The organism is Gardnerella sp. KA00288, from assembly GCF_049244085.1.
Taxonomy (GTDB): domain Bacteria; phylum Actinomycetota; class Actinomycetes; order Actinomycetales; family Bifidobacteriaceae; genus Bifidobacterium; species Bifidobacterium greenwoodii.
The window spans coordinates 191,436-212,969 of sequence record NZ_CP058373.1; the positions used below are offsets into that span (position 1 = coordinate 191,436).

15 protein-coding genes and 2 rRNA genes are annotated in these 21,534 nt (G+C 45.6%); all 17 read left to right on the top strand.

The window, feature by feature from the left end:
• Position 1: 1 nt before the first annotated feature.
• Positions 2-3,062: ribosomal RNA gene (locus HXT52_RS00735) — 23S ribosomal RNA — on the top strand.
• A 178-nt stretch (positions 3,063-3,240) separates the two neighbouring features.
• Positions 3,241-3,357: ribosomal RNA gene (gene rrf / locus HXT52_RS00740) — 5S ribosomal RNA — on the top strand.
• Between the two features lie 512 nt (positions 3,358-3,869).
• Positions 3,870-4,424: a cysteine hydrolase family protein gene (locus HXT52_RS00745; protein ID WP_421775958.1), complete on the top strand. Its 555-nt coding sequence runs from the start codon at positions 3,870-3,872 to the stop codon at positions 4,422-4,424.
• A gap of 250 nt (positions 4,425-4,674) precedes the next feature.
• Positions 4,675-6,933: a choice-of-anchor M domain-containing protein gene (locus HXT52_RS00750; RefSeq protein WP_421775959.1), complete on the top strand. Its 2,259-nt coding sequence runs from the start codon at positions 4,675-4,677 to the stop codon at positions 6,931-6,933.
• Positions 6,934-6,943: 10 nt separating this feature from the next.
• Entirely contained in the window at positions 6,944-8,017 is a 1,074-nt protein-coding gene (locus tag HXT52_RS00755; RefSeq protein WP_421775960.1) for a TIGR03773 family transporter-associated surface protein, read from the top strand.
• 35 nt (positions 8,018-8,052) lie between these two features.
• Positions 8,053-10,371 carry a choice-of-anchor M domain-containing protein gene (locus HXT52_RS00760; RefSeq protein WP_421775961.1) on the top strand — a complete coding sequence of 773 codons (2,319 nt, stop codon included), beginning with the start codon at positions 8,053-8,055 and terminating at the stop codon, positions 10,369-10,371.
• A gap of 39 nt (positions 10,372-10,410) precedes the next feature.
• Complete coding sequence (locus HXT52_RS00765; RefSeq protein WP_421775962.1) at positions 10,411-12,144, top strand: anchored repeat ABC transporter, substrate-binding protein; 1,734 nt, start codon at positions 10,411-10,413, stop codon at positions 12,142-12,144.
• Positions 12,145-12,163: 19 nt separating this feature from the next.
• Positions 12,164-12,961: an anchored repeat-type ABC transporter ATP-binding subunit gene (locus HXT52_RS00770; RefSeq protein WP_421775963.1), complete on the top strand. Its 798-nt coding sequence runs from the start codon at positions 12,164-12,166 to the stop codon at positions 12,959-12,961.
• A 14-nt stretch (positions 12,962-12,975) separates the two neighbouring features.
• Complete coding sequence (locus HXT52_RS00775; RefSeq protein WP_421775964.1) at positions 12,976-13,839, top strand: anchored repeat-type ABC transporter permease subunit; 864 nt, start codon at positions 12,976-12,978, stop codon at positions 13,837-13,839.
• Positions 13,840-13,885: 46 nt separating this feature from the next.
• Entirely contained in the window at positions 13,886-14,770 is an 885-nt protein-coding gene (locus HXT52_RS00780) for a lysophospholipid acyltransferase family protein (protein ID WP_421775965.1), read from the top strand.
• A gap of 173 nt (positions 14,771-14,943) precedes the next feature.
• Positions 14,944-15,939: an NAD(P)H-dependent glycerol-3-phosphate dehydrogenase gene (locus HXT52_RS00785; RefSeq protein ID WP_004129133.1), complete on the top strand. Its 996-nt coding sequence runs from the start codon at positions 14,944-14,946 to the stop codon at positions 15,937-15,939.
• Positions 15,940-16,028: 89 nt separating this feature from the next.
• Entirely contained in the window at positions 16,029-17,171 is a 1,143-nt protein-coding gene (locus HXT52_RS00790; RefSeq protein ID WP_375169272.1) for a D-alanine--D-alanine ligase family protein, read from the top strand.
• A gap of 62 nt (positions 17,172-17,233) precedes the next feature.
• Positions 17,234-18,235 carry a CPBP family intramembrane glutamic endopeptidase gene (locus tag HXT52_RS00795; protein ID WP_421775966.1) on the top strand — a complete coding sequence of 334 codons (1,002 nt, stop codon included), beginning with the start codon at positions 17,234-17,236 and terminating at the stop codon, positions 18,233-18,235.
• Positions 18,236-18,300: 65 nt separating this feature from the next.
• Positions 18,301-19,683, top strand: a complete 1,383-nt coding sequence (locus HXT52_RS00800; protein ID WP_421775967.1) for a homoserine dehydrogenase — start codon at positions 18,301-18,303, stop codon at positions 19,681-19,683.
• A gap of 25 nt (positions 19,684-19,708) precedes the next feature.
• Positions 19,709-20,785: a homoserine kinase gene (gene thrB, locus HXT52_RS00805; protein ID WP_421775968.1), complete on the top strand. Its 1,077-nt coding sequence runs from the start codon at positions 19,709-19,711 to the stop codon at positions 20,783-20,785.
• A 55-nt stretch (positions 20,786-20,840) separates the two neighbouring features.
• On the top strand, positions 20,841-21,149 hold the full coding sequence (locus HXT52_RS00810) for a hypothetical protein (RefSeq protein WP_032841537.1): 309 nt from the start codon (positions 20,841-20,843) through the stop codon (positions 21,147-21,149).
• Between the two features lie 10 nt (positions 21,150-21,159).
• Positions 21,160-21,513, top strand: coding sequence for a hypothetical protein (locus tag HXT52_RS00815; protein ID WP_004135602.1), 354 nt, complete (start codon positions 21,160-21,162; stop codon positions 21,511-21,513).
• Positions 21,514-21,534 lie beyond the last annotated feature (21 nt).

A 21,534-nucleotide genomic window follows, 5' to 3' on the forward strand; every position in this document is an offset into this window, starting at 1 on the left:
GTGTGTCACTGGTAAGGGCGTATGGTGGATGCCTTGGTAGACAGGACCGATGAAGGACGTGACGGGCTGCGATATGCCTCGGGGAGCTGCCGAGTGGGCTTTGATCCGAGGATTTCCGAATGGGGAGACCCGGCCACTGTTATGGGTGGTCACCACAGTTTTTGTGGGGGGTACGCAGGGAAGTGAAACATCTCAGTACCTGCAGGAAAGGATACTCCGTGAGTAGTGGCGAGCGAAAGCGGATCAGGCTAAACCGGGTGCGTGTGATAACCGTCAGGTGTTGCGCATTCGGGGTCGTGGGATTGGTTGTTCAGCCTCTGACGGGGTTGAGAAGAGTGATAAAATGTCGTGCTAGGTGAATGGGATTGAATTCCCAGCCGTAGAGGGTGATGGCCCCGTAGCTTGTCGTGCGATGTCTCTTTATGCTTATTCCCAAGTAGCGCGGGCCTCGTGGAATCCCGCGTGAATCTGCCCAGACCGTTGGGTAAGCCTAAGTATTCCTGTCTGACCGATAGTGTACTAGTACCGTGAGGGAAAGGTGAAAAGCACCCCGGGAGGGGAGTGAAATAGTTCCTGAAACCGTGCGCTTACAATCCGTCGGAGCCTTCTTGTGGGGTGACGGCGTGCCTATCGAAAAATGAGTCTGCGAGTCAGTGGTATGTGGCGAGGCTAACCCGGGTGGGGGAGCCGTAGCGAAAGCGAGTTTTAAAAGGCGTTTTAGTCGCATGTCCTGGACCCGAAGCGGGATGATCTAGCCCTGAGCAGGTTGAAGCGCGGGTAAGACCGTGTGGAGGACCGAACCCACCTAGGTTGAAAACTGGGGGGATGACTTGGGGTTAGGGGTGAAAGGCCAATCAAATTCCGTGATAGCTGGTTCTCTCCGAAATGCATTTAGGTGCAGCGTCGTGTTATTGCTTACAGGGGGTAGAGCTACTGGATGCTTGCGGGCCCATACCGGGTACCAATAGCAGCCAAACTCCGAATACCTGTTAGGTTTATCACGGCAGTGAGTCGGCGGGGGATAAGCTCCGTCGTCAAAAGGGAAACAGCCCTGATCGTCGTCTAAGGTCCCGAAGCGCGTGCTAAGTGGGAAAGGATGTGGAGTCGCATAGACAGCCAGGAGGTTGGCTCAGAAGCAGCCATCCTTGAAAGAGTGCGTAACAGCTCACTGGTCTAGTGGTTCCGCGCCGACAATGTAGCGGGGCTTAAGCACGCCACCGAAGACGCGGCTGCATGATTTGTTTCATGCGGGGTAGGAGAGCGTCCTGTAAGGGGTGAAGCGGCAGTGTGAACTTGTCGTGGACTTTACAGGAGTGAGAATGCAGACATGAGTAGCGAGAGACGGGTGTGAATCCCGTCCGCTGGATGACTAAGGGTTCCGGGGCCACGTTCGTCGTCCCCGGGTGAGTCGAGTCCTAAGGCGAGGCCGACAGGCGTAGTCGAATGGATGAACGGGTTGATATTCCCGTACCGGTGTTACACCGTTCGAACTGAATCTGAGAGTACTAACCTTCATTTACAGGCTGGCTTCCTTTCGGGGTTGTTGGCTTGTTTGTGTTGGGAGCGTATCGGTAGTAGGTTAGCGTGGGAGTGACGCGGGTAGGTAGCCGGCTGCGGAGGTGGTTTTCCGTGGCTAAGCGTGTGGGCTGTCCTCTAGGTAAATCCGGGGGATGTTAAAGCTGAGGCGTGATGGGTAGGCTGTAAGGCTGATTCCGGTGATCCTGCTTGCCAAGAAAAGCTTCAACGTGAGGTGTGATTCCGCTCGTACCCTAAACCGACACTGGTGGTCTGGTAGAGTATACCGAAGCGATCGGGCGAATCCTGGCCAAGGAACTCGGCAAATTACTCCCGTGCCTTCGGCATAAGGGAGACCCCTGATGGTGATATGGTTTCACACTGTTGAGCTGTTGGGGGTGGCACAAGCTAGGGGGTAGCGACTGTTTACCAAAAACACAGGAGCGTGCGAAGGCGTAAGCCGCTGTATACGCTCTGACGCCTGCCCGGTGCCGGAAGGTTAAGAGGATCCGTTAGCTTCGGTGAAGCGGTGAATTTAAGCCCCGGTAAACGGCGGTGGTAACTATAACCATCCTAAGGTAGCGAAATTCCTTGTCGGGTAAGTTCCGACCTGCACGAATGGCGTAACGACTTCCCCACTGTCTCGGCCAGGAGCCCGGCGAAATTGCAGTACGAGTAAAGATGCTCGTTAAGCGCAGAAGGACGAAAAGACCCCGGGACCTTTACTATACCTTGGTATTGTCGTTAGGTGTGGATCGTGTAGCATAGGCGGGAGGCTGTGAAGCGCGGGCGCTAGCTTGCGTGGAGTCGACAGGTGAAATACCGCTCTTTCCATATCTGGCGTCTAACCTCGACACGTTATCCGTGTTAGGGACAGTGCCTGGCGGGTAGTTTAACTGGGGCGGTTGCCTCCTAAAGAGTAACGGAGGCGCTCAATGGTCCGCTCAGCCCGGTTGGCAATCGGGTGTTGAGTGTAATCGCACAAGCGGGCTTGACTGTGAGACTGACGGGTCGAGCAGGGACGAAAGTCGGAGATAGTGATCCGGTGCCGGCGTACGGACGTGGCATCGCTCAACGGATAAAAGGTACCCCGGGGATAACAGGCTGATCATTCCCAAGAGTCCATATCGACGGGATGGTTTGGCACCTCGATGTCGGCTCGTCGCATCCTGGGGCTGGAGCAGGTCCCAAGGGTTCGGCTGTTCGCCGATTAAAGCGGCACGCGAGCTGGGTTCAGAACGTCGTGAGACAGTTTGGTCTCTATCCTCTGCGCTCGTTGGAATGTTGAGGAGACCTGCCCATAGTACGAGAGGACCTGGGTGGACGAACCTCTGGTATGCCGGTCGTCACGCCAGTGGCGCCGCCGGTTAGCTACGTTCGGAAGGGATAACCGCTGAAAGCATCTAAGCGGGAAGCCTGCTCCAAGATAAGCATTCCTTGCACTTTAGTGTGTGAGCCCCCATGTAGAACACGTGGTTGATAGGCTGGACGTGGAAGCCCTGTAAGGGGTGGAGCTGACCAGTACTAACGGGCGATGGTGACATTCTTCCCTTCTGCTTTTTAAGAAGGGGCTGGTTTGAAACTTGAGTATTATTTTCTAGCATCATGGAGTATTAAACGATTCGCTTAACGATTGGTTAGTAAAAGCTTTTATTGCTCGCGTTCATGTCCGGTTCCCAAACCGCCACGTTGCCACTCACGGTTTGTGAGTGTATAATATAGTTTTGCGGTGGTCATGGCTCAGGTGAGACGCCCGGTCCCATTCCGAACCCGGAAGCTAAGGCCTGACACGGCGAGGGTACTGCACTCGATAGGGTGTGGGAGACTAGCACGCTGCCGCATTATTCTTTCTAGCGGGGAACTTGATTGTTCCCCGCTTTTTTTATTCCCATACTACTGTTTTTTGTAATACTCCAAACACGCGCTAGTATCCTCACATTTGGAGGGTTTGAGGCTGTGTAGCACTCCAAACGCGAGAGAATCATCTCACATTTGGAGCGAATACTGATATTAAACCCTCCAAACATGAGGAAAACTTACGGCAAATGTTTCCATGGCTACATTTGCCGTATGGTTGTGATTAAATAATTGTAGTCGGCGCAGAAGCATGAGCTTTCAGTATGCTGCTGGTAAGCTTTAGGAAATCTTTACGAAGCTATAGATGAGCTTCTAGTTAGCTTTGAGTATTAAAGTATTGTGCCGATTACAATTGGGCCAGCAATTGAGTTGATAATTGGGCTATCAATTGAAATAAAATTAAGCAATTAATAATGCGGAATATTGTAACTAAAGCGTGTGCTATTTGCGATTATGCTATTAGCGATTATTCTGCAAATTTCATACAAGGAGTAAGTATGAATAAAGCCCTTATTAACATTGATTATACGAATGATTTCGTGGCAAGCGACGGCTCTCTTACTGTGGGCGAGCCTGCGCAAAAGCTCGAGAAGCGTATTACTGAGATTTCGCAGGAGTTTCTAGACGCTGGCGAGTTTGTGGTTTTTGCGATTGATACGCATCATTTGAACGATCCGTATCATCCTGAAACTAAGCTTTTCCCACCTCACAATATCGCCGGAACTCACGGCCAGAAGTTATATGGCACGCTTGGTGATTTTTACGCAGCGAATAAAGATAAAAGCAACGTTTATTACATTCATAAAACTCGCTACTCTTCGTTTAATGGAACTGATTTGCTGATTAAGCTTCGCGAACGTCACATTGAAGAGCTGCATTTGGTGGGAGTTTGCACGGATATTTGCGTGCTTCACACTGCCGTTGATGCGTATAATCTTGGATTTAAGATTGTGGTTCATAAGGATGCCGTAGCAAGCTTTGATCCTGCAGGTCACGAATGGGCTTTGCGTCACTTTAAGACTTGCCTTAATGCGGATATTGTAGAAGGCTAAACTTACTAAAGTTAAACTTACTAAAGTACTTTAAAAGCAGCTACTAAATCTGCTTAAAAGTATTATCTAATAACGCTGGTTGCTTTGAGCTGCCAGCGTTTTTGTTTATTCGGAGTGTCGACTTGCTTTTAATGAGAATCATTATTATTATTGATAGACGTTGTATGGATATCTTCAATAGTCATTCGTGAAAGAAGAGCGCGAATAGGCGAAATAGAGAAAATGAAGTGTAGAGAGCGAAATAATAATTATGACTTATGCAGTGAAGTCTATGTTTAAGCGAGCGCTTGCCGCTGCAAGCGTATTTGTGCTTGCTTTTGCAGTGCTGGTATCTGGTTTTGGCGCTGCAGTGCCTGCGTTTGCGGGCGAAAAGCACACTACTTACACATACGACGCATCTAAGAAAGACGTACTCTCAAACGGCCACATGGATATTTTTTATCCTTTTATGCTTAACGACAAATTAATTATGGGTTTTGAAGCAAATTCTATGCTTTATAAGCCAGAAAACGTAACAATGAGGGTTGGGAACTCTTCGTATAGCACTAAGCCTTTTGACAACTACAAAAACAAATTACCATTTGACGCATCAAAGGGTTATTGGCTTTTAGATGAGTCTGGTAATAAACAAGATAAAGAGTTGTTCCCAGGGTGGGATACGTCTGTAGCAAGGTACGCTGTTGGTGCCGAAAATCCTGATGAAGCAACTGCAGATATTGTTGTGCAAAAAGTCACAGTTCCTGAAGGTGGAAAAGTATTAGTTTGGACTCCAGATAAAAACAAGGCTGGCGAATCAATAGCAAAATCTTTTGAGTACCAAGATAAAGACGATGTTGAAGCAGAAAAAGGTAGCCGCTTTGAGCTTCCAGGCGTAATTCATCAACCTCAGGTAACTCATCAGCATACAAACTGGGTATTTACTCAACCTGGTATGTATAAGCTGGAAGTGTACGCGGTTATTAAGAATAAGAAAACTCAAAAAACTATTACTACGAATACTGCTGAATATACTTTTGAAATTGCAGCAAGTAATAATCACACTGTTCCTCTTGGCTCAACTGTTAAAGAACGCGGAAAAGCGGAAATCCCAGTTTTGGACGCAAATACTAAGGACGAAGATCCAAGCGATAATCCTGAGTGTAAAGATGGTCAGCTATGCATTTTAGGCATACGAAATAAGGGATTCCACCCGCATTATCATTCTTATGAAATTGGCGGAGACTTAAATCTTTACACCTACATGGGCGGGTTAAAGGAAAAAATTGCAAGTGGTGAAATAAAAAGGCCTACGTATCGTTGGTGCATAACTCGCGCGGATGAGCAAGAAGGTACAGAAGGAACTTGCTTTATGGGAGAAAGGCTTATACTTCCTCCAGAGCCTGCAATGAACAATATGCAAGTTTCTGTTACTGTTACTGCTTTTGAAGGTATTTTTGACTTTGGTAAAGACAGAGCAACCGGAAAAATAGTTGTAGAAGATCACGGAGCTGACGGTAGGCCAGTTGTTGCAATTAAGGGCAAAAACAAGGTTAATGTTGGTGAAACTGTGCATCTTAATGCAAAGCTGTATTCGCCCCGTGTACCTGTTGTAAATGGTGGGGCTGGAGATCCAGAAGAGCCTGCTACATCCATAGTTAAAAAATACAGGTGGATGATTAAGAAGGATGGCGAAAAAAACTTTACTAATATACCAATGGCTGAAGGTAAAAGCCTTGATTTAGTAGTTGACGAAAGCATGCAGGATGCTGTTATTCGCGCTTCGCTTGTTTTAGATGATGGAACTTTATACAGGAATGCTGGGTATGACGATTTCTGCGATTGGACTGTTAATATCAAAAATTTGAACAAGAACAATCCAGGAAAAGCTGAAAAATCTAAAGACAAGAATAAGCATAAGAATCAGAAGAACAATAAAAAGCGTAAAAATAAAAAACTTAAGCGCAATAAGAATAAGAAGCGTAAATCTGGCGAAAATAGTGAAGCAGGCGGACAGTCTGAAAATGCAGGCGAAAGTAAAAATGCCCGCACAGAAGACAATATTGATAAAGTCATAGATGCTTCAAGTCAGAATCAGACTGACGCAAATAATAATTCTAAAACTTCCGGCTCTGAGCAGAATAATCTTCAGAAAGCTGGTAGCACTCCGTTAGCTAAGAAAACTCAATCAAAAGGTGGATTTGCAAATTCTGGTGGCGGCTTTACAAAATCAGCTTCTAGAACCTTGGGTGGGCTGCGTCATAGTAGATCTTCCTCAAAGCATGCTAAAAAGCTGAAAAAAGTTAAGCTTCTTAGAAAAAAGAGCAAAAAATCTACTAAGAATGCCTCGTATGAGTCTGAAGAAAGCAACGATGAGTATTCAGAAAACTTAACCGACGACGAAGAATCTCAAGAAGAAAAAGATCATAAAACAAAATGGGTGGCTGCTGCTATTGGTACCGCAAGCGTAAGTTTGTGCGCAATAACAGGAGTTGTAGCATTCTTACTTCGTTCACGCTTGAAAATGTTATAAAGGATAAAAAATGATAAATAATAAGCGTTATATTTCAAAAGGAATTATTGCGTTTGCTGCAACAGCGATTATGCTAATAGCGAATTTGTTGTTGCCGACTTCTTTTGTGGAATCTGCTTACGCGGCAAGCAGCAACCAACCTGTTATGATTCAGGCAGGTCACGCCGATTTTGGACCAACTCTTGCGGGCGGAAATTGGAAAATACAAATTCGTGACGATACTGGTGACGATCCAGTGTGGCGAGACCCGGAGAACGTTGTGTTTAAGCTGGGTAGTAGCTCGATTATTCCAATGCCAAACGATTCTACCTACAGTTTTATTGGTGAAAAGCCTGGAACGAAGCTGTATGTTATTCCACAAACTCAGAATCCTGATGTTCCATGGCTTGGATGGAATACTCAGGAAGGTGGCGTGCTAAACGAGCTTGATCGCGGAGCTAACCTTTCGCTTGAAGGAGTAAGCGGTCCAGGAAAATTGCACGTTTACTTAGAAAATGGCAACAACAATCCACAGCAACTTTGGGATAGCACTAAAGGCTACCCGCAAAACAGCTGGATTGAAACTAACGCTCATACTCACGTAAATTGGGTGTTTTCTAAGCCTGGAATTTATCATGTGAAGCTCACTTTTTCTGGAAAATTGAAGAATGGACGAAAAGTAAGCGATACGCGCGTTCTTAATTTTGCGGTTGGAGACAATACGGATCCGCAGGCTGCTCTTGGGGGTGCTGCTGGTGGAGCGCAGGAAGCTGAGTCACAAAACGGCGGTGAAGATGCTGAAGATAATGGCGAGGGTGAAAACGCAGAACAAAATAATGAAAATGCTGACAATAATAAATCTGGTATAGCTTCAAACAAAAAGCATCAAAAGGCTTATAAAGCAGACGATACTGTTGTAATTGCGCAGATTGTGATGATTATTGTTGTAATTCTTACCGTCGTTATTATTGCGTTTATTTTATTCGCTGTAATAAAAAGCAAGAAAGCGCGCGAACAGGCGATTTCGCAGCAAAATACGCTCGGTGATTTAGTGAATGCTTCGGAAGAAACAATTATTTTGCCAAAAACTGATTTGAATAAGTAGCGAATAAGTAATAAATAAGTAGTTTAGGATAAGTAATGCTTAAAAAATCTACATTGATTTGCATGAGGCTGTTTAGTGCTTTTGTTAGCGCAATTATTTCAGTCGGCTTTTTAGCTTCCATGTGCTGCTGCAATTGTGGTAGCGCGTACGCGGACGAAGCTGGCGTAAGCTCTGGCTCTAGTGTGAATAGTGAAAAAATAGATGGCGCTGAAAATAAGCAGAATTGCAATGATGCTGTTGTGCCTAACGATGCTGAAAGTGAAGACAGTTCGTATAGAATAGCAAAATGCAGGGTAAACAAAGGTCATACAGACGCGTTCGCAACGTATATTAGCAAAAAAGGAAAATTTGTTTTAGGAACTCGCGGAGATAGTTTCCCTGGAGTTAATGAAAATCATATTAGATACAATCCAACTCTATTAGTCTTTGTACTTGGAAGCAACACTAAACAATCTAGTGAAGGACTAAAGTTTTTGCCCAAAAATGGCAGTAATGTGCCAATTTGGGGATTATCTCAAACTCAAGATACTAGTAAATTGTGGCCGGGATTTGCAACCGAAACTTTAGGTGAAAAATCTGGTATAACAGGCGTAAGATTTGCTATAAAAAGCGCAACAGTTCCAAAAGGCGGAGCTGTGTACGCTTATCAGGATGATGCTCATGGTGACGTAACACCTGTTATAGGAACGCCTAACACAAAATTCCCGCACAAAATGTATGTGGGTCCAAAAGCGCATATGCATGTTAATTGGATATTTACCAAAGCGGGAAAGTATGTTCTTGACGTGGAAGCTGCTGGAAGGAATGAAGCAGGCTCTATTTATAAAAATGTACAAAAATACACGTTTGAGGTAGATATGGATGCTGCTGCCTCTAACGAGAATGAATCGATTGCAGCTTCTGAAGAAGAATTTAATGATTACAGTGGATTCGTTAAATTAGAAAAGCAGAAGTCTGAAGAAGATTCCGACGGTGAGGAATCTGAAGGTGAAAATGGCGAAGGTGACAGTGGCTCAGATTCCGATTCTGACGGTGAAGAATCTGAAGGCGAAAATGGCAGCGATGATGGCGATGGCGATGACGATGAGGATTCATCGACTTCAATTGTTATAAACGGCAATAACAACAGAGTGTACGTAACGCCTTGGCCAGGTGCTAAGCCGAGTGGCGGATTGGCAAATCGTTGCTCTGAAGATGAAGAAGAAGCCGAAACAGAATCTAGTAAAAATAATTTAGATTCTAAACAATCCAAATCTAAAAATAAGAACAAAAAAACAACTAAAAAATGCTCAACTTTTAACGATATAAAAGAAGATAAGCTGATTATAAAGCATGGGCACGTTGATTTAGCAACGTACTCAACTGGTAACGGAATCGGTTTTGCTGTGCAAGAAGACGTAACTGGATCTCACGTAAAGCGCGACCCAAGTAAAGTCGTATTTTATGCAGGAAACGCAGCAAAAGATGGAAATGTGTGGAGACTTCCGCAAACGCAAAAGGGAAGCGTTCCATGGGTTGGTTGGAGCAACCAAGGTTTGCATCCGCGTAAATCCAGCAAAATAAGTCTTGAATCTGTAAAAGGACCGGGCAGTGTGCGTATTTGGTTGCAAGGTGGACTTGGCACAAAAGCGAAAACTGTTATGTCTAGTAACGGAAATCGAACTTACACGATTCCGGCTAATACGCATATGCACTTGAACTGGGATTTTTCAAAATCTGGATACTATACGATTCGTCTTGCAGTTAGCGCTAATGGCAAAACTCTTGCTAAGGATTTCCACTTCGCAATTGGTGTGGACGCGCTTAAAACTCCTATGGGCTGCTCTGTAAGCGAAGTTGGCAACGGTGAAGGAGACGGCGACGGTGAAGGAGAGGCCGCTGAAGACGGCGCAGCTTCTGCTGAAGATAGCGGAGACGATAGTAACGGTGGAAGCGGCGGAAACAGTGGAAACAACGGAAAAAATAATGGCGGAACAACTCCGCTAGCTTCTTCACGCTACGCGGGAAACAGTGGAGGGTCGTTCTTTGGTGGAGGATTTGCGTCTTCTAATAAAACTAAATCTGCTAAAAAAAGTAAGGGTGTAAAAGTACTCGGCACAATCGGCAGCAAGTCACGCAAAGGCGTTGAAGCAAAATATGCTTCTAAGCGCGTTAAGGGTCTTAGAAGAAGCTTGCTTAGCAATGTAAAAGATGATGAGCCAACTGGAATTTCAGGCTTGTTTAGTAGGAATCCTGTGCTTGCATACTCGCTTATTATTGGCGGAGTATTAACTGTTCTATCCGTTACTGCTGCCGGAATTTGGTTCCTCTACAAGCGCGGACTCATTAGTTTGAATTGGTTACTGCGCTATTAAGGTTTATTTCGCTATTAAAAGTAGTAGGAGTGTGTAAGGGTGATTCGTTGGCCCAGAAAAACAAAGCAAACTTTTTTTGCTGCGATTGACGCAATTGCAGTGGTTGCGCTTATTTTTCCGCTTTCTGCTTGTGGCAGCGCAAACGGCAATACGCGCGCAGGGCACATGGATGGCCGTATTAATGTGGTTACTACTACAGGCGTTTTGCGTGATATGGTGGCGAATGTAGCAGGAGATGCTGCAAATGTGAGTTCAATCGTGCCAGATAATGCAGATCCGCACTCTTACGAGCCGCGATTGCGATCAATTCGAGACGTTGTGTATGCGGATGTGGCTTTTAGTAATTACATGATGCTTGAAGAGCACGGCGTGATTACCGCTTTAGACGCAAATTTGCGAAAAGGCGTGCCGAATGTTGAGCTTGCTGAAGAAAGCGTGAAACATGCGGCGGATATTATTCCAATGGTCGAAGACGTGTCGCTGGATACTATTTGGCTTGGTCTTGCTACAGAACGCATGGCTGCGCAAGTTGGAGCAGAAGCTGCAACTGTGAAATCTTCTGAAGAATCGCAAAATTCTAAATCTTCGCAGTCTTCACAATCAAACGCGCCTTCAACAGTAACAAAAGAAGGACGCGCAACCGTAATAAAGCCAAACGCATACAACATGAAGCGCTCGGACAGAATCCGCTTAACTGCAACAAAAGTAAAAGGACCTGGAGCATTATTCGCTTACCTTACAGGCACTTTTGGAAGCGTAGAAACTTACGTAAATTCAGCGAACGGAATTAGCGACGAAGATCACGTTGATTTGCCAGCGGATGCTCACACGCATTTAAGCTGGGCTTTTAGCAAGCCAGGAGAGTACACGCTTGACTGGCATGCGGATATTTTAGATGCTCAAGGCGCAAGAGTTGCAAGTTTAGGTAATACCAGAATGCGTTTTGCTGTTGGCGTAAATGCGCAGAAAGTAGCGAAAAATCGCAAAGCTCGCGTGGTTTTAAATAAAGGTCATGCCGATTTAGCATACGATTTGGCGTCGCACGGGTTTATGTACCGAGTGGATACTTTGCAAGAAAAGCGCTCTGCTGCGCCAAAACGCGTGTACTACAAGCCGCAAGATGTGGTTGTGGAAGTTCCAACTAACGCGCTGAAAGAAATTCCTGCAGAGCAGGGGTATCGTTTTTTGGGTGCTGCTCGCGAAAAGTTGTATCAGATTCCGCAGGCTGTTTTAGGAAAACACGTTCATGGAGATATTGATCCGCATTTATGGCAGTCAGTAAAAAACGGAATTGCTTATGTGCGAACAATTGCAGATAGACTTTGCGAAGTCGACCCTAAAAATGCTCGCAAATATCGCGCAAATGCGGACCGTTATATTAACAAGCTTCTTGACGTAGACGCGTATATGCGTAAAAAAGTTGCGTCAATTCCAAAAGAACGCCGCAACTTAGTTACAACGCACGACGCTTTTGCATACTTGGGTAAAGCTTACGGTGTAAATATTGCAGGATTTGTAACAATTAACCCTTCAAGCGAGCCGAGCGTGCAAGATAGGCGCAGGCTTTCGCAAATTTTGCGCGACTTGGAAATTCCTGCAGTGTTTTTGGAGCCGAATTTGATTTCGCGCTCGTCTGTGCTTAAAGAGCTTGCAGCCGAAGCACATGTGAAAGTTTGCCCAATTTATGGTGACGCTTTCGACGCGAAGGTTAGAACTTACGTGGATATGATGCGAGCTAACGCGGATTCTTTAGCGAAATGTTTGAAGCGATAGCGAAGTAATAGCGAAGTGGATGGGATTTATGAATAAAAATATTAGCGAAAATAGTACTGTTATTAACGCGCAAAACTTGAGTGTAAGCTACGCAAATCGCACTGTTGTAAAAGACGTTTCTTTTACTATCAATAGTGGCGAATTCGTTGGATTACTGGGTGCGAACGGCGCTGGGAAAACAACGCTTTTCCGCGCAATTATGGGGCTGATTCCGCACGCCGGAAAACTAGAAGTTAAAGCTCCTAGCGCAGAAGGCGATAGTGTAAATTCGCGCGTATCTTACGTTGGATACGTGCCTCAACGTCACGATATTGCGTGGGATTTTCCGCTTTCTGTTTTAGATGTGGTGATGATGGGTAGGATTCGTCACATTGGTTGCGTTCGTCGCGCAAAAAAAGAAGATTACGAAATTGCTCTTGCTTCGCTTGAGCGTACTGGAATGGCTGATTTTCGAGATCGCACAATTGGTGAACTTTCCGGCGGCCAACGTCAGCGCGTGCTAGTTGCGCGAGCGCTTGCCGGGCAGCCGCGTTTGCTTCTGTTAGATGAACCATTTACCGGTCTTGATATGCCAACTCAGGAGCTACTTACGAGCCTGTTTTTGGATTTAGCAAAGTCTGGAGAGGCAATCCTTATGAGCTCTCACGACATAATTGGCTCAATCAACTCATGCTCAAGAATCATGCTTTTTGATGGCACTATTGTTGGAGACGACGAGCCGCAAAATTTGAGCGCGGAAAAGTGGGTGCAAACCTTCCATGTAGCGCCTGAAAATCCGCTTATTAAAGCAGTTGAGCGAGTAATCGGAAAAAAATAGAGGTGGAAAAGTAAATGTTATCTCCAATCGAATTTATACAAGATTTAACAAATCCTGACCTTTGGTTTTTGCTAAAAGCGCTTATTGTAGCCTGCCTTTCTAGCGTAATTTGTGGAGTAGTTGGCTGCTACGTTGTGCTTCGCGGAATGGCATTTATTGGTGACGCTGTAGCACACTCCGTATTCCCAGGACTCGCAATCGCCTTCGTATTGCAAGGAAATCTGCTATTTGGAGGCGCGCTAGCAGGAGTTGCAACCGCACTAATCGTATCTATTTTTAGCCAAAACCGCAGGCTTCGCGAAGACTCGTTTATTGGAGTATTCTTCGTATCTGCTTTTGCGCTTGGAATTGTAATAATCTCAAAAGCTTCGGGCTACGCCGGCTCTTTGGAATCCTTCTTATTTGGCTCAATTACTGGCATTCCGGACTCGGATATTGCTGTGGTAGCTGTTACAGGGCTGATTATTGTGGCGTTGCTGAGTATGTTCCACAAAGAACTTGTGTGCGTGTCGATGGATCGCGAAACTTCGCGCGCAATGGGATTGCCAGTATCTTGGCTAGATGGAATGTTGTACGTGCTTGTGGCGATTGCAGTAGTTGTTTCCGTGCAAATTATTGGAAACGTGCTTGTTTTAGCGCTTTTGATTACGCCCGCGGCGACTGCGCGATTGCTTACCGACAGACTTGGGAAAATGATGATTCTAGCGCCGGTTATTGGTTGCGCGTCATCGATTGTGGGCATGTATATTTCTTGGAGCTTTGATACTGCAACAGGCGGCACGATTGTGCTAGTTGCAACAGTGCTTTTTGTGCTTGCGTGGGTTTGCTCGCCTAAGCATGGGCTGATTTCAAAAGCGCTAGTAAATACAAAAAGCTAAGAAAGCAGGTTTAGCACAGGTTTATAGCGTGCGGCACAATAGACGTATGGTATCAAAAGGAAAACCTTCGCCAAGAAGTGCTGTTAAACGCTTAAGCGATGAGCAAGTAGAGCGCTTAGCGCGTGTACACAACTTAGTTGACCCAACGTATTACTATCCAACCGGTGCACGTAAGCCAAACCAGGCAGAAATTGACGCGCAAAATCCTAAAGCCGCCGAAAGGTTGCTCGAAGGAACGTCGCGCGTATTGCGTTCGCGCTGCAAAGTAAAGGCGTGGGGATTAGAAAACGTGCCAGAAGAAGGCGTGTTTATTACCGCTTGCACGCACGTTACAATGTTTGACGTTTTTATACCAATGACAGCGCTATTCCACCAAGGTCGTAGACCTCGTTACATGGCAAAAGCAGAACTAGCTCACTGGCCAATCTTAGGCAAATGGTTCCAGCTAGTAGGTATGCAACCGGTTCCGCGCAGAAGTGGAAAAGCGCGCGAAATTGAGGAAGAATCAATCAAAATCCTCATGAACGGAAGACCTTTAAGCATTTGGCCAGAAGGCACTTTAACGCGCGATCCTAAAAAATGGCCGATGAGCATGAAGCCTGGAATTGGAATTATTGCGCTCGAAGCTTCTCGCAGGCTGGGGCATCAGATTCCGCTATTTTGCGCGGTTGTGTGGGGTGCTGCAAGCATTAACCACTGGTGGCCTTGGCCGAAGAAAAACGTTGTAATGTGCTACGATACTCAGCTTGATTATTCCGACTTGCTGCAGGGAAGCGAAAATTGGGGAGAATTGCCTCCAATGGAATCTGCCGAAGAACTTGCTCGTCGCGTGCGAGTGCGCATGACGCAAATTATGGAAGAGATTCGCGGCGAAAAAGCTCCTGCTGGATACTTTGATTACAGGCAGATGAAACGCGTTACGGAAGAATAAAAAATATACGGAAGAATAAAATAAAGTATCTTTTTAAAATCCCGTAAAGCGGCGTGTGTAGTATTAAGTAATAGTGTGATTATAAGTCAAAATTGAGCTGCAAATTAGCTTGCGAAATGCGCGAAACTATAACGCAGCCCACGAAACTTCAAACCGAAAGGCAGGACGTAAACATGAACGTTACGGTGTTGGGTGCTGGTGCTTGGGGAACTGCGTTTGGTCAAGTGCTTGCGGACGCAGGAAATCAGGTGACGATGTGGGCAATAGAGCCGGAAATCGTTGAAGGAATTCGCGACCATCATCATAACGGCGTGCGCTTGCCAAGCGTGGAAAAACTGCCAGAAAACATGACTGCAACAGGGGATCGTGCTGAGGCTGTTGCGAACGCGGATATTGTAGTTGTGGCTATTGCAGCACAATTTGCTCGCGTTGCCTTAGCAGAATTCGTGGGTTTGATTCCACAAAACGCGATTGTTGTTTCGCTTATGAAAGGCATTGAGCGCACAACAGGCAAGCGTATGGATGAAGTCGTGTGCGAAGCATTGAACTTGCCGCGTAACCGTTTCGCTGCACTTTCCGGACCAAACTTAAGCAAGGAAGTTGCATCTCGCCATCCGGCTGCAGCAGTAGTTGCTTGCGTAGAAAAGTCTCAGGCAGAAGTAGTTGCAAAAGCTTGCTCAAACAGCTACTTTAAGGCGTTTGTGTCAACCGACGTAATCGGCGTAGAAATGTGCGGATCGCTTAAAAATGTGGTTGCGCTCGCAGTTGGCATGGCTCGAGGCGCAGGATACGGCGAAAACACGGCGGCTATGATCGAAACTCGCGGTCTTGCAGAATTGACGGCTTTGGGCGTTGCGGAAGGCGCAGATTCGCGCACTTTTGCAGGTCTTGCAGGCTTTGGTGATTTAGTTGCAACTTGTGGATCACCATTAAGTCGTAATTACACTTTCGGTGCAAATCTTGGAAAAGGCATGAGCGTTGAAGAAGCAACCGCTGTGAGCAATGGTGTTGCGGAAGGCGTGCCAACTACAAGCGCAGTTGTGGCAATGGGCAAGCGATTAGGCGTTGCAACTCCGCTCGCAAGCGCAATGGCTCGCGTGCTTGAAGAAGGAATTTCCTGCCAAGAAATGCTCGCAATGCTTTTTGACGACGATGTTTGCGAAGAGTAAGTAGCTTTTGCGAAAGTAGCGCGCGTAAATAATCGTAAATAATCGTAAATAATTAAAATAATCAAAAATAAAATATATAAAGGAAAAAAATGACGAAAAAGCGTGTAGTGTTCTTGTATGGCGGTAAAGCAGACGAACATTCGATTTCTTGCATATCGGCTGCTGGAGTACTCAGTGCTGTAGACGAAAGTCGATTCGAGATTGTACGTATTGCAATCACAAAGCAAGGCGAGTGGATTGTTGGCGGAGAAGATCCTCGTAACTTCCACATGGAAGAAGGAGAGCTTCCGGTAATAACAAAAACTGCTGAAACGCGCGATGTTGTGCTAGACCCAGCTAAAGGCGCAGACGGATTTTTGGTGCGAGAAGCAGACGGCACGCTTACAAGTTTGGGTCATATTGACGCAGTGTTTCCGGTTCTTCACGGGCCAAACGGCGAAGATGGCACTTTGCAGGGCTTGCTAGAAATGATGCAAGTTCCATACGTTGGTTGCGGAGTTCTAGCATCGGCTGCGTGCATGGATAAGTATTACGCGAAGCAACTTTTTAAGGCTGCCGGAATTAATGTTGCTCCTGGAATCGCACTGGATGCGCGAAAGTTTGCAAGCGATGCGGCGAACAATTTTGCTGCGTATGCAAACGAAATTCTTGCGCAAGTTGAAGCTGCAAAACTAGAGTATCCGCTTTTTGTAAAGCCAAGCCGTGCAGGATCTAGTTTTGGAGTTACAAAAGTTGAATCGCGCGATGCTAAAGCTTTAGCAGATGCAGTTTTTGAGGCTTCAAAGCACGATTGGCGAGTATTGATAGAGCAAGGAATTGACGCGCGAGAAATTGAGTGCGCGGTTCTTGCCGCTCGCGACGGCGAAGAGCCTCAGGCGAGCTGGCCTGGAGAAGTTGTGCTAGACAAGCGTCAGGCTGGTGAAGATCAGTTCTACGATTTTGACAGTAAATACATGGATTCTGCAGCTTCGCATGTTGAAGTTCCGGCCGATCTTCCGGAAGAAACTTTGCAGCGCGTTCGCAAAACAGCGCTTGCAGCATTCAAGGCGGCAGATGGAAGAGGATTAAGTCGCGTGGATTCTTTCGTAACTAAAGATGGCCGCGTAATTCTTAACGAGATCAACACAATGCCTGGATTTACGCCAATTTCCATGTATCCAAAAGCCTGGGAAGCAACCGGAATAAGCTATAGCGATTTAATCACAAAGCTTATTGAAGGCGTTCTGAAATAATTTAATCAACTGTAAAGCAGCAACAAAAGCAGTAACAAAAGCAGAAACAAAAAGGAATAAGTATGCAAGATTTGCAAAATTCATGGCGCGACGACACTTATTTGCTAGCGCGCAAACGTCAAGGAACTATTGGCATGTCTTTATGCGTATTCCTCGTAGTTTGGATTGCTGTTGCATATGTTCTTGGAGTTCTTTCTTCAAGGTTTGTGCCTAAGAGCATGCTAAGCGACTCTCTTAACACATTACTTGTGTCGGATATTTCGCAGTATTTAGTCGCTCTACCAATCGCAATGCTTATTATGCGCACTGTTCCTGCGGCAAAAACTCGACAATTCTCTATGAAATTTAGCCAATTTGGCGGATTCTTTGCTGTGTGCATACCGATTATGTACATTGGTAATATAGTTGGCATTTTCCTAGCAACAGTTCTTAGCGGCGGAAAAGCAGAAAATCGCGTCTCAGACACTATTGCAGCGGGAAATATGTGGGAAACCTTCATATTTGTGGTAATTCTTGCGCCAATTGTGGAAGAATGGCTTTTTAGAAAACAGTTGCTTTCTCGTTTGCGCGTGTATGGAGAAAAGCGAGCTATTGTATTTTCCGCACTTGCTTTCGCGCTTTTCCACATGAACGTGTTCCAATTCTTCTACGCATTTGGACTTGGACTTGTTTTTGGCTACATTTATATTCGCACGTCCAAGTTGAGCTACAGCATATTCCTTCATATGATTGTGAATTTCCAAGGAAGCATAATTGCCCTGTGGCTGGAAAAGCAGCTGGTTGATGCAAGCGGAAATATGATTGACGTAGAAAAGATGTCGCGTCAAGAATTAACTAGCCTACCAACCGGTTTTATTCTAGCTGGAATTTATGGGATGTTTATGATTGCCATGCTTATAGTGGGCGTGGTTTTGCTGGTTCGTCGCCGCAAGTATCTCGTATTCTTCGATGCTCCGCAAGAACTTCCAAATAAAGTTGGAAACAAAGCATTGTACGGAACTGTTGGAGTAATAGCGTTTTTGATTATTTCAATACTTCTTAATTTGCTAATGTTATTTGCGTAAAAGCGAATAAAAAATAATCGCATAAAAATAAAATATAAAATAAATCAACGAAGGAGGCGAAAGTTATGCAAAGCAATCAATCGACTAAAACTATTCGCGTAGGTCTACTTGGGGCTGGAACTGTTGGGTCTCAAACAGCGCGACTAATAGTTGAACAGTTCAATGAGCTTAAGAAGCGAACTGGTGCTGAGATTGAGCTCGCAGCAGTTGCGTGCTTACGCCCAGCGGAAGTTAATGTGCCTTGGATTAAGCGCGATTTGCTAACTACAGACACCGCCTCTTTATGTACTCGCGAAGACATTGATATTATAGTCGAGCTTATTGGCGGGCTTGAGCCTGCGCATACTTTTGTAAAAAGCGCGCTGAGCCACGGAAAATACGTTGTGACAGCTAACAAAGCGCTTCTTGCAAAGTTCGGTCCGGAATTATACGAGTGTGCAGAAAGTCATGGAGTTGACTTGTACTTTGAAGCGTCTGTTGCAGGAGCGATTCCTATTCTTCGTCCGCTTCGAGAGTCTCTTATTGGTGACGAAATTACGCAAATTTTTGGCATAGTAAACGGCACTACAAACTATATTCTTGACGAAATGACAGTGCGAGGACTTGATTTTGATTCGGCTTTGCGCGCAGCTCAAGAAAAAGGATACGCAGAAGCGGATCCAACCGGAGATGTTGAAGGATTCGACGCTGCAAATAAGGCTGCTATTCTTGCAACTCTTGCATTCCAAATGCCGGTAAGTATTGACGATGTTTCCGTTGAGGGAATTAGCGCGATTACGGCTGAAGATATTGCGGCAGCGAGCGCGGAAAAGCGCGTGATTAAGCTTCTTGCGGCAGTTGAGAGGCACTGCGACGACGATGGCGACGGCGAGCCAAACTCGGATGGAGGAGTAAGCGTTAGTGTGTATCCGGCGCTTGTTGGTGCGGAACATCCTTTGGCATCTGTTCACGGCAGTTTTAACGCTGTATTTGTTAAGGCTCAAGCTGCAGACGACTTAATGTTCTACGGACGCGGTGCCGGCGGCGCTCCAACAGCAAGCGCTGTTGTTGGAGATGTTGTTAGTGCGGCTCGAAATCTTGTGCGCGGATGCTCCGGTTTTGGCGTGCCAATGTACAACAAGTATGTGCCAGCTTCTAGTGAGCAGACTAGGGCAGATTTTGTGATTCGTTGCAATATGGAAGATACTTCTTTGGCTTTGCGCGGCGAAGTTATGGATGTTTTTGCAGGTCATGGTGTTGCAGCTGAGCGTTTGGCTTCGGCTTGCGAAGCGCAATACGCGCAATCTGAGGGTGATTCGGATTGTCCACAGTGCGGTCTTGGTGGGCCTGGCAGTATACGTGTTCTTGTGCGAGAATGTTCGGAAGCTACTGTGCAATCTATTTGTAAGAATTTACAAGATTTGGATTTTGTGCTGGATAAGCCGCTTGCTTTGCGAATCATTAAGTAGACTGCCCGAACGGAAAAGGTGCGAAATGAAACCAGTATGCAATAGCGTGTCAGTTAGAGTTCCAGCAACCAGCGCAAATCTTGGATCTGGCTTCGATACAGCAGGAATTGCGCTTGATTATGCGGATTCTTTAGTTTTTACTCTGGATGATAATCAGTCTAAAAATTCGCTTGATTCGCTTGATTATGCTGGAAACGTGCGCGTAATTATTCACGGCGAAGGCGAGGATACGCTTCCAAAAGATGAAACGCACTTAGTTGTATCAACTTTTCGCAAGGCTTGCAAAATTTTTGGTCTACCAAACTTACGGTTTACTTTAGAAGCGCATAATCAGATTCCGCAAGCGCGCGGTATGGGGTCTTCCGCAGAGGCGATTGTGGCTGCTGTTGCTGCTGCTTGGACTTTTGCTCACGAAGGCGAGCTTAATCGCGAAGCAATTTTTGAGATTGCGGCCTCAATTGAAGGCCATCCAGATAACGTAGCTCCTGCGGTTTTTGGTGGTTTGACGATGAGCTGGAAGCTTGATGCTGGGGAAGGCAAAGGTTCTGTGCGCGTGGCTGGAGATTGCGAAGCTCCGCTTTCTACCGGTTTTCATACTGTACGATACAAAGTTTCGCAAGATATTTCTGTGTCGGTATTCGTTCCTAATTTTGAGCTTTCTACAGAGCTTGCTAGGCGCGCGCTTCCAGCAAAAGTACCGTATGGTGACGCAATATTTAACGTATCGCGCGCTGCAATTCTTCCGGTTGCATTTGGTGAGTTAAATAGCGATTCTGAAAATGAATTAGGCGCAGTAAAATCTAATATTTCGCGAAATGCGTTACTTTTTGCGGCGACTCAAGATGCTCTTCATCAACCGTATCGTGCAAATCTTATGAAAGATTCATGGAAGCTGGTGGAAGTGTTACGCGAGCATGGTTTTGCGGCAGCAATTTCGGGAGCAGGATCGTGCGTTGCTGTATTTTATGCAGGAGATTCCGAGTATAAAAAGAGTGCTGCTCAAAAAATCGACGCAATTGCAAATCCGTGGCTTTCGCGCGATGGCTGGCGGGTGCTTCACGTGTCGGTTGATTCTGCAGGCGTGGCAATAACTCGCGAATAGGCTGTGCGAAGTTGTAATGAAGCAACAAGTCAATAAATTGTGGTACAATTATCGAATGGCTATTAGATTTGATCCCAAATCTGCATACAAACATTTCGATGAAGATCATCTAAATGAGGAAGAGATACTAAAAGCTATGGCTAAGCCTATATGGTTTGCTTTAGTTGATCCTAATGATGTGTCGAATCCACCTAGTTCAAAAGGAACAGTTGTTGCATTGGTCATATGTTTAAGGCATCCGGGTGCATGGCAAGATGATTTAATCGAGGTACTTGCGAGGCCACAAGGTAAAGATTTTCTTGTGTTTCACGTAGAGCATTTAACTGATAAATGGTTTAAATATTGGAAAAAGTGGAGCAAATGAGGTGATTTGCATGGATATTTATGAGAATTTAGCTGATGAAAATGTGTCTGCTCCAAATAATCCTCCTGTAGCTCAATTTTCAGGCAAGGATGCTTCAGTAATTATGCAAACTTTACTTTCTGAAGATTCTGATGCAACTGAAATATTTGCATCCTTATCTGGACCAGGAAGACCAAATTCGAAAGAAAGGCGCGAAAGTAGTGTTCAAGAGCGTTTTCGTGTACCTAAATCTTGGAGTGAATATATTTCTCGCGCTGCTAAAAGAGATGGCATGCCAAATAAAAGCAAGTATTTACAATCTTTGATTTTGAGAGACGCTCAGATGCATAATGAGCAATGCCAGCTACAGGCGGTATTACAGTAACCAGAAAATAGGCTGTGCGAA

What these genes read in the sequence shown, in the direction of transcription:
- HXT52_RS00745 (WP_421775958.1), top strand. Translation starts at nt 3,870, where the DNA reads ATGAATAAAGCCCTTATTAACATTGATTATACGAATGATTTCGTGGCA.
- HXT52_RS00750 (WP_421775959.1), top strand. Translation starts at nt 4,675, where the DNA reads ATGACTTATGCAGTGAAGTCTATGTTTAAGCGAGCGCTTGCCGCTGCA.
- HXT52_RS00755 (WP_421775960.1), top strand. Translation starts at nt 6,944, where the DNA reads ATGATAAATAATAAGCGTTATATTTCAAAAGGAATTATTGCGTTTGCT.
- HXT52_RS00760 (WP_421775961.1), top strand. Translation starts at nt 8,053, where the DNA reads ATGCTTAAAAAATCTACATTGATTTGCATGAGGCTGTTTAGTGCTTTT.
- HXT52_RS00770 (WP_421775963.1), top strand. Translation starts at nt 12,164, where the DNA reads ATGGGATTTATGAATAAAAATATTAGCGAAAATAGTACTGTTATTAAC.
- HXT52_RS00775 (WP_421775964.1), top strand. Translation starts at nt 12,976, where the DNA reads ATGTTATCTCCAATCGAATTTATACAAGATTTAACAAATCCTGACCTT.
- HXT52_RS00780 (WP_421775965.1), top strand. Translation starts at nt 13,886, where the DNA reads ATGGTATCAAAAGGAAAACCTTCGCCAAGAAGTGCTGTTAAACGCTTA.
- HXT52_RS00785 (WP_004129133.1), top strand. Translation starts at nt 14,944, where the DNA reads ATGAACGTTACGGTGTTGGGTGCTGGTGCTTGGGGAACTGCGTTTGGT.
- HXT52_RS00790 (WP_375169272.1), top strand. Translation starts at nt 16,029, where the DNA reads ATGACGAAAAAGCGTGTAGTGTTCTTGTATGGCGGTAAAGCAGACGAA.
- HXT52_RS00795 (WP_421775966.1), top strand. Translation starts at nt 17,234, where the DNA reads ATGCAAGATTTGCAAAATTCATGGCGCGACGACACTTATTTGCTAGCG.
- HXT52_RS00800 (WP_421775967.1), top strand. Translation starts at nt 18,301, where the DNA reads ATGCAAAGCAATCAATCGACTAAAACTATTCGCGTAGGTCTACTTGGG.
- thrB (WP_421775968.1), top strand. Translation starts at nt 19,709, where the DNA reads ATGAAACCAGTATGCAATAGCGTGTCAGTTAGAGTTCCAGCAACCAGC.
- HXT52_RS00810 (WP_032841537.1), top strand. Translation starts at nt 20,841, where the DNA reads ATGGCTATTAGATTTGATCCCAAATCTGCATACAAACATTTCGATGAA.
- HXT52_RS00815 (WP_004135602.1), top strand. Translation starts at nt 21,160, where the DNA reads ATGGATATTTATGAGAATTTAGCTGATGAAAATGTGTCTGCTCCAAAT.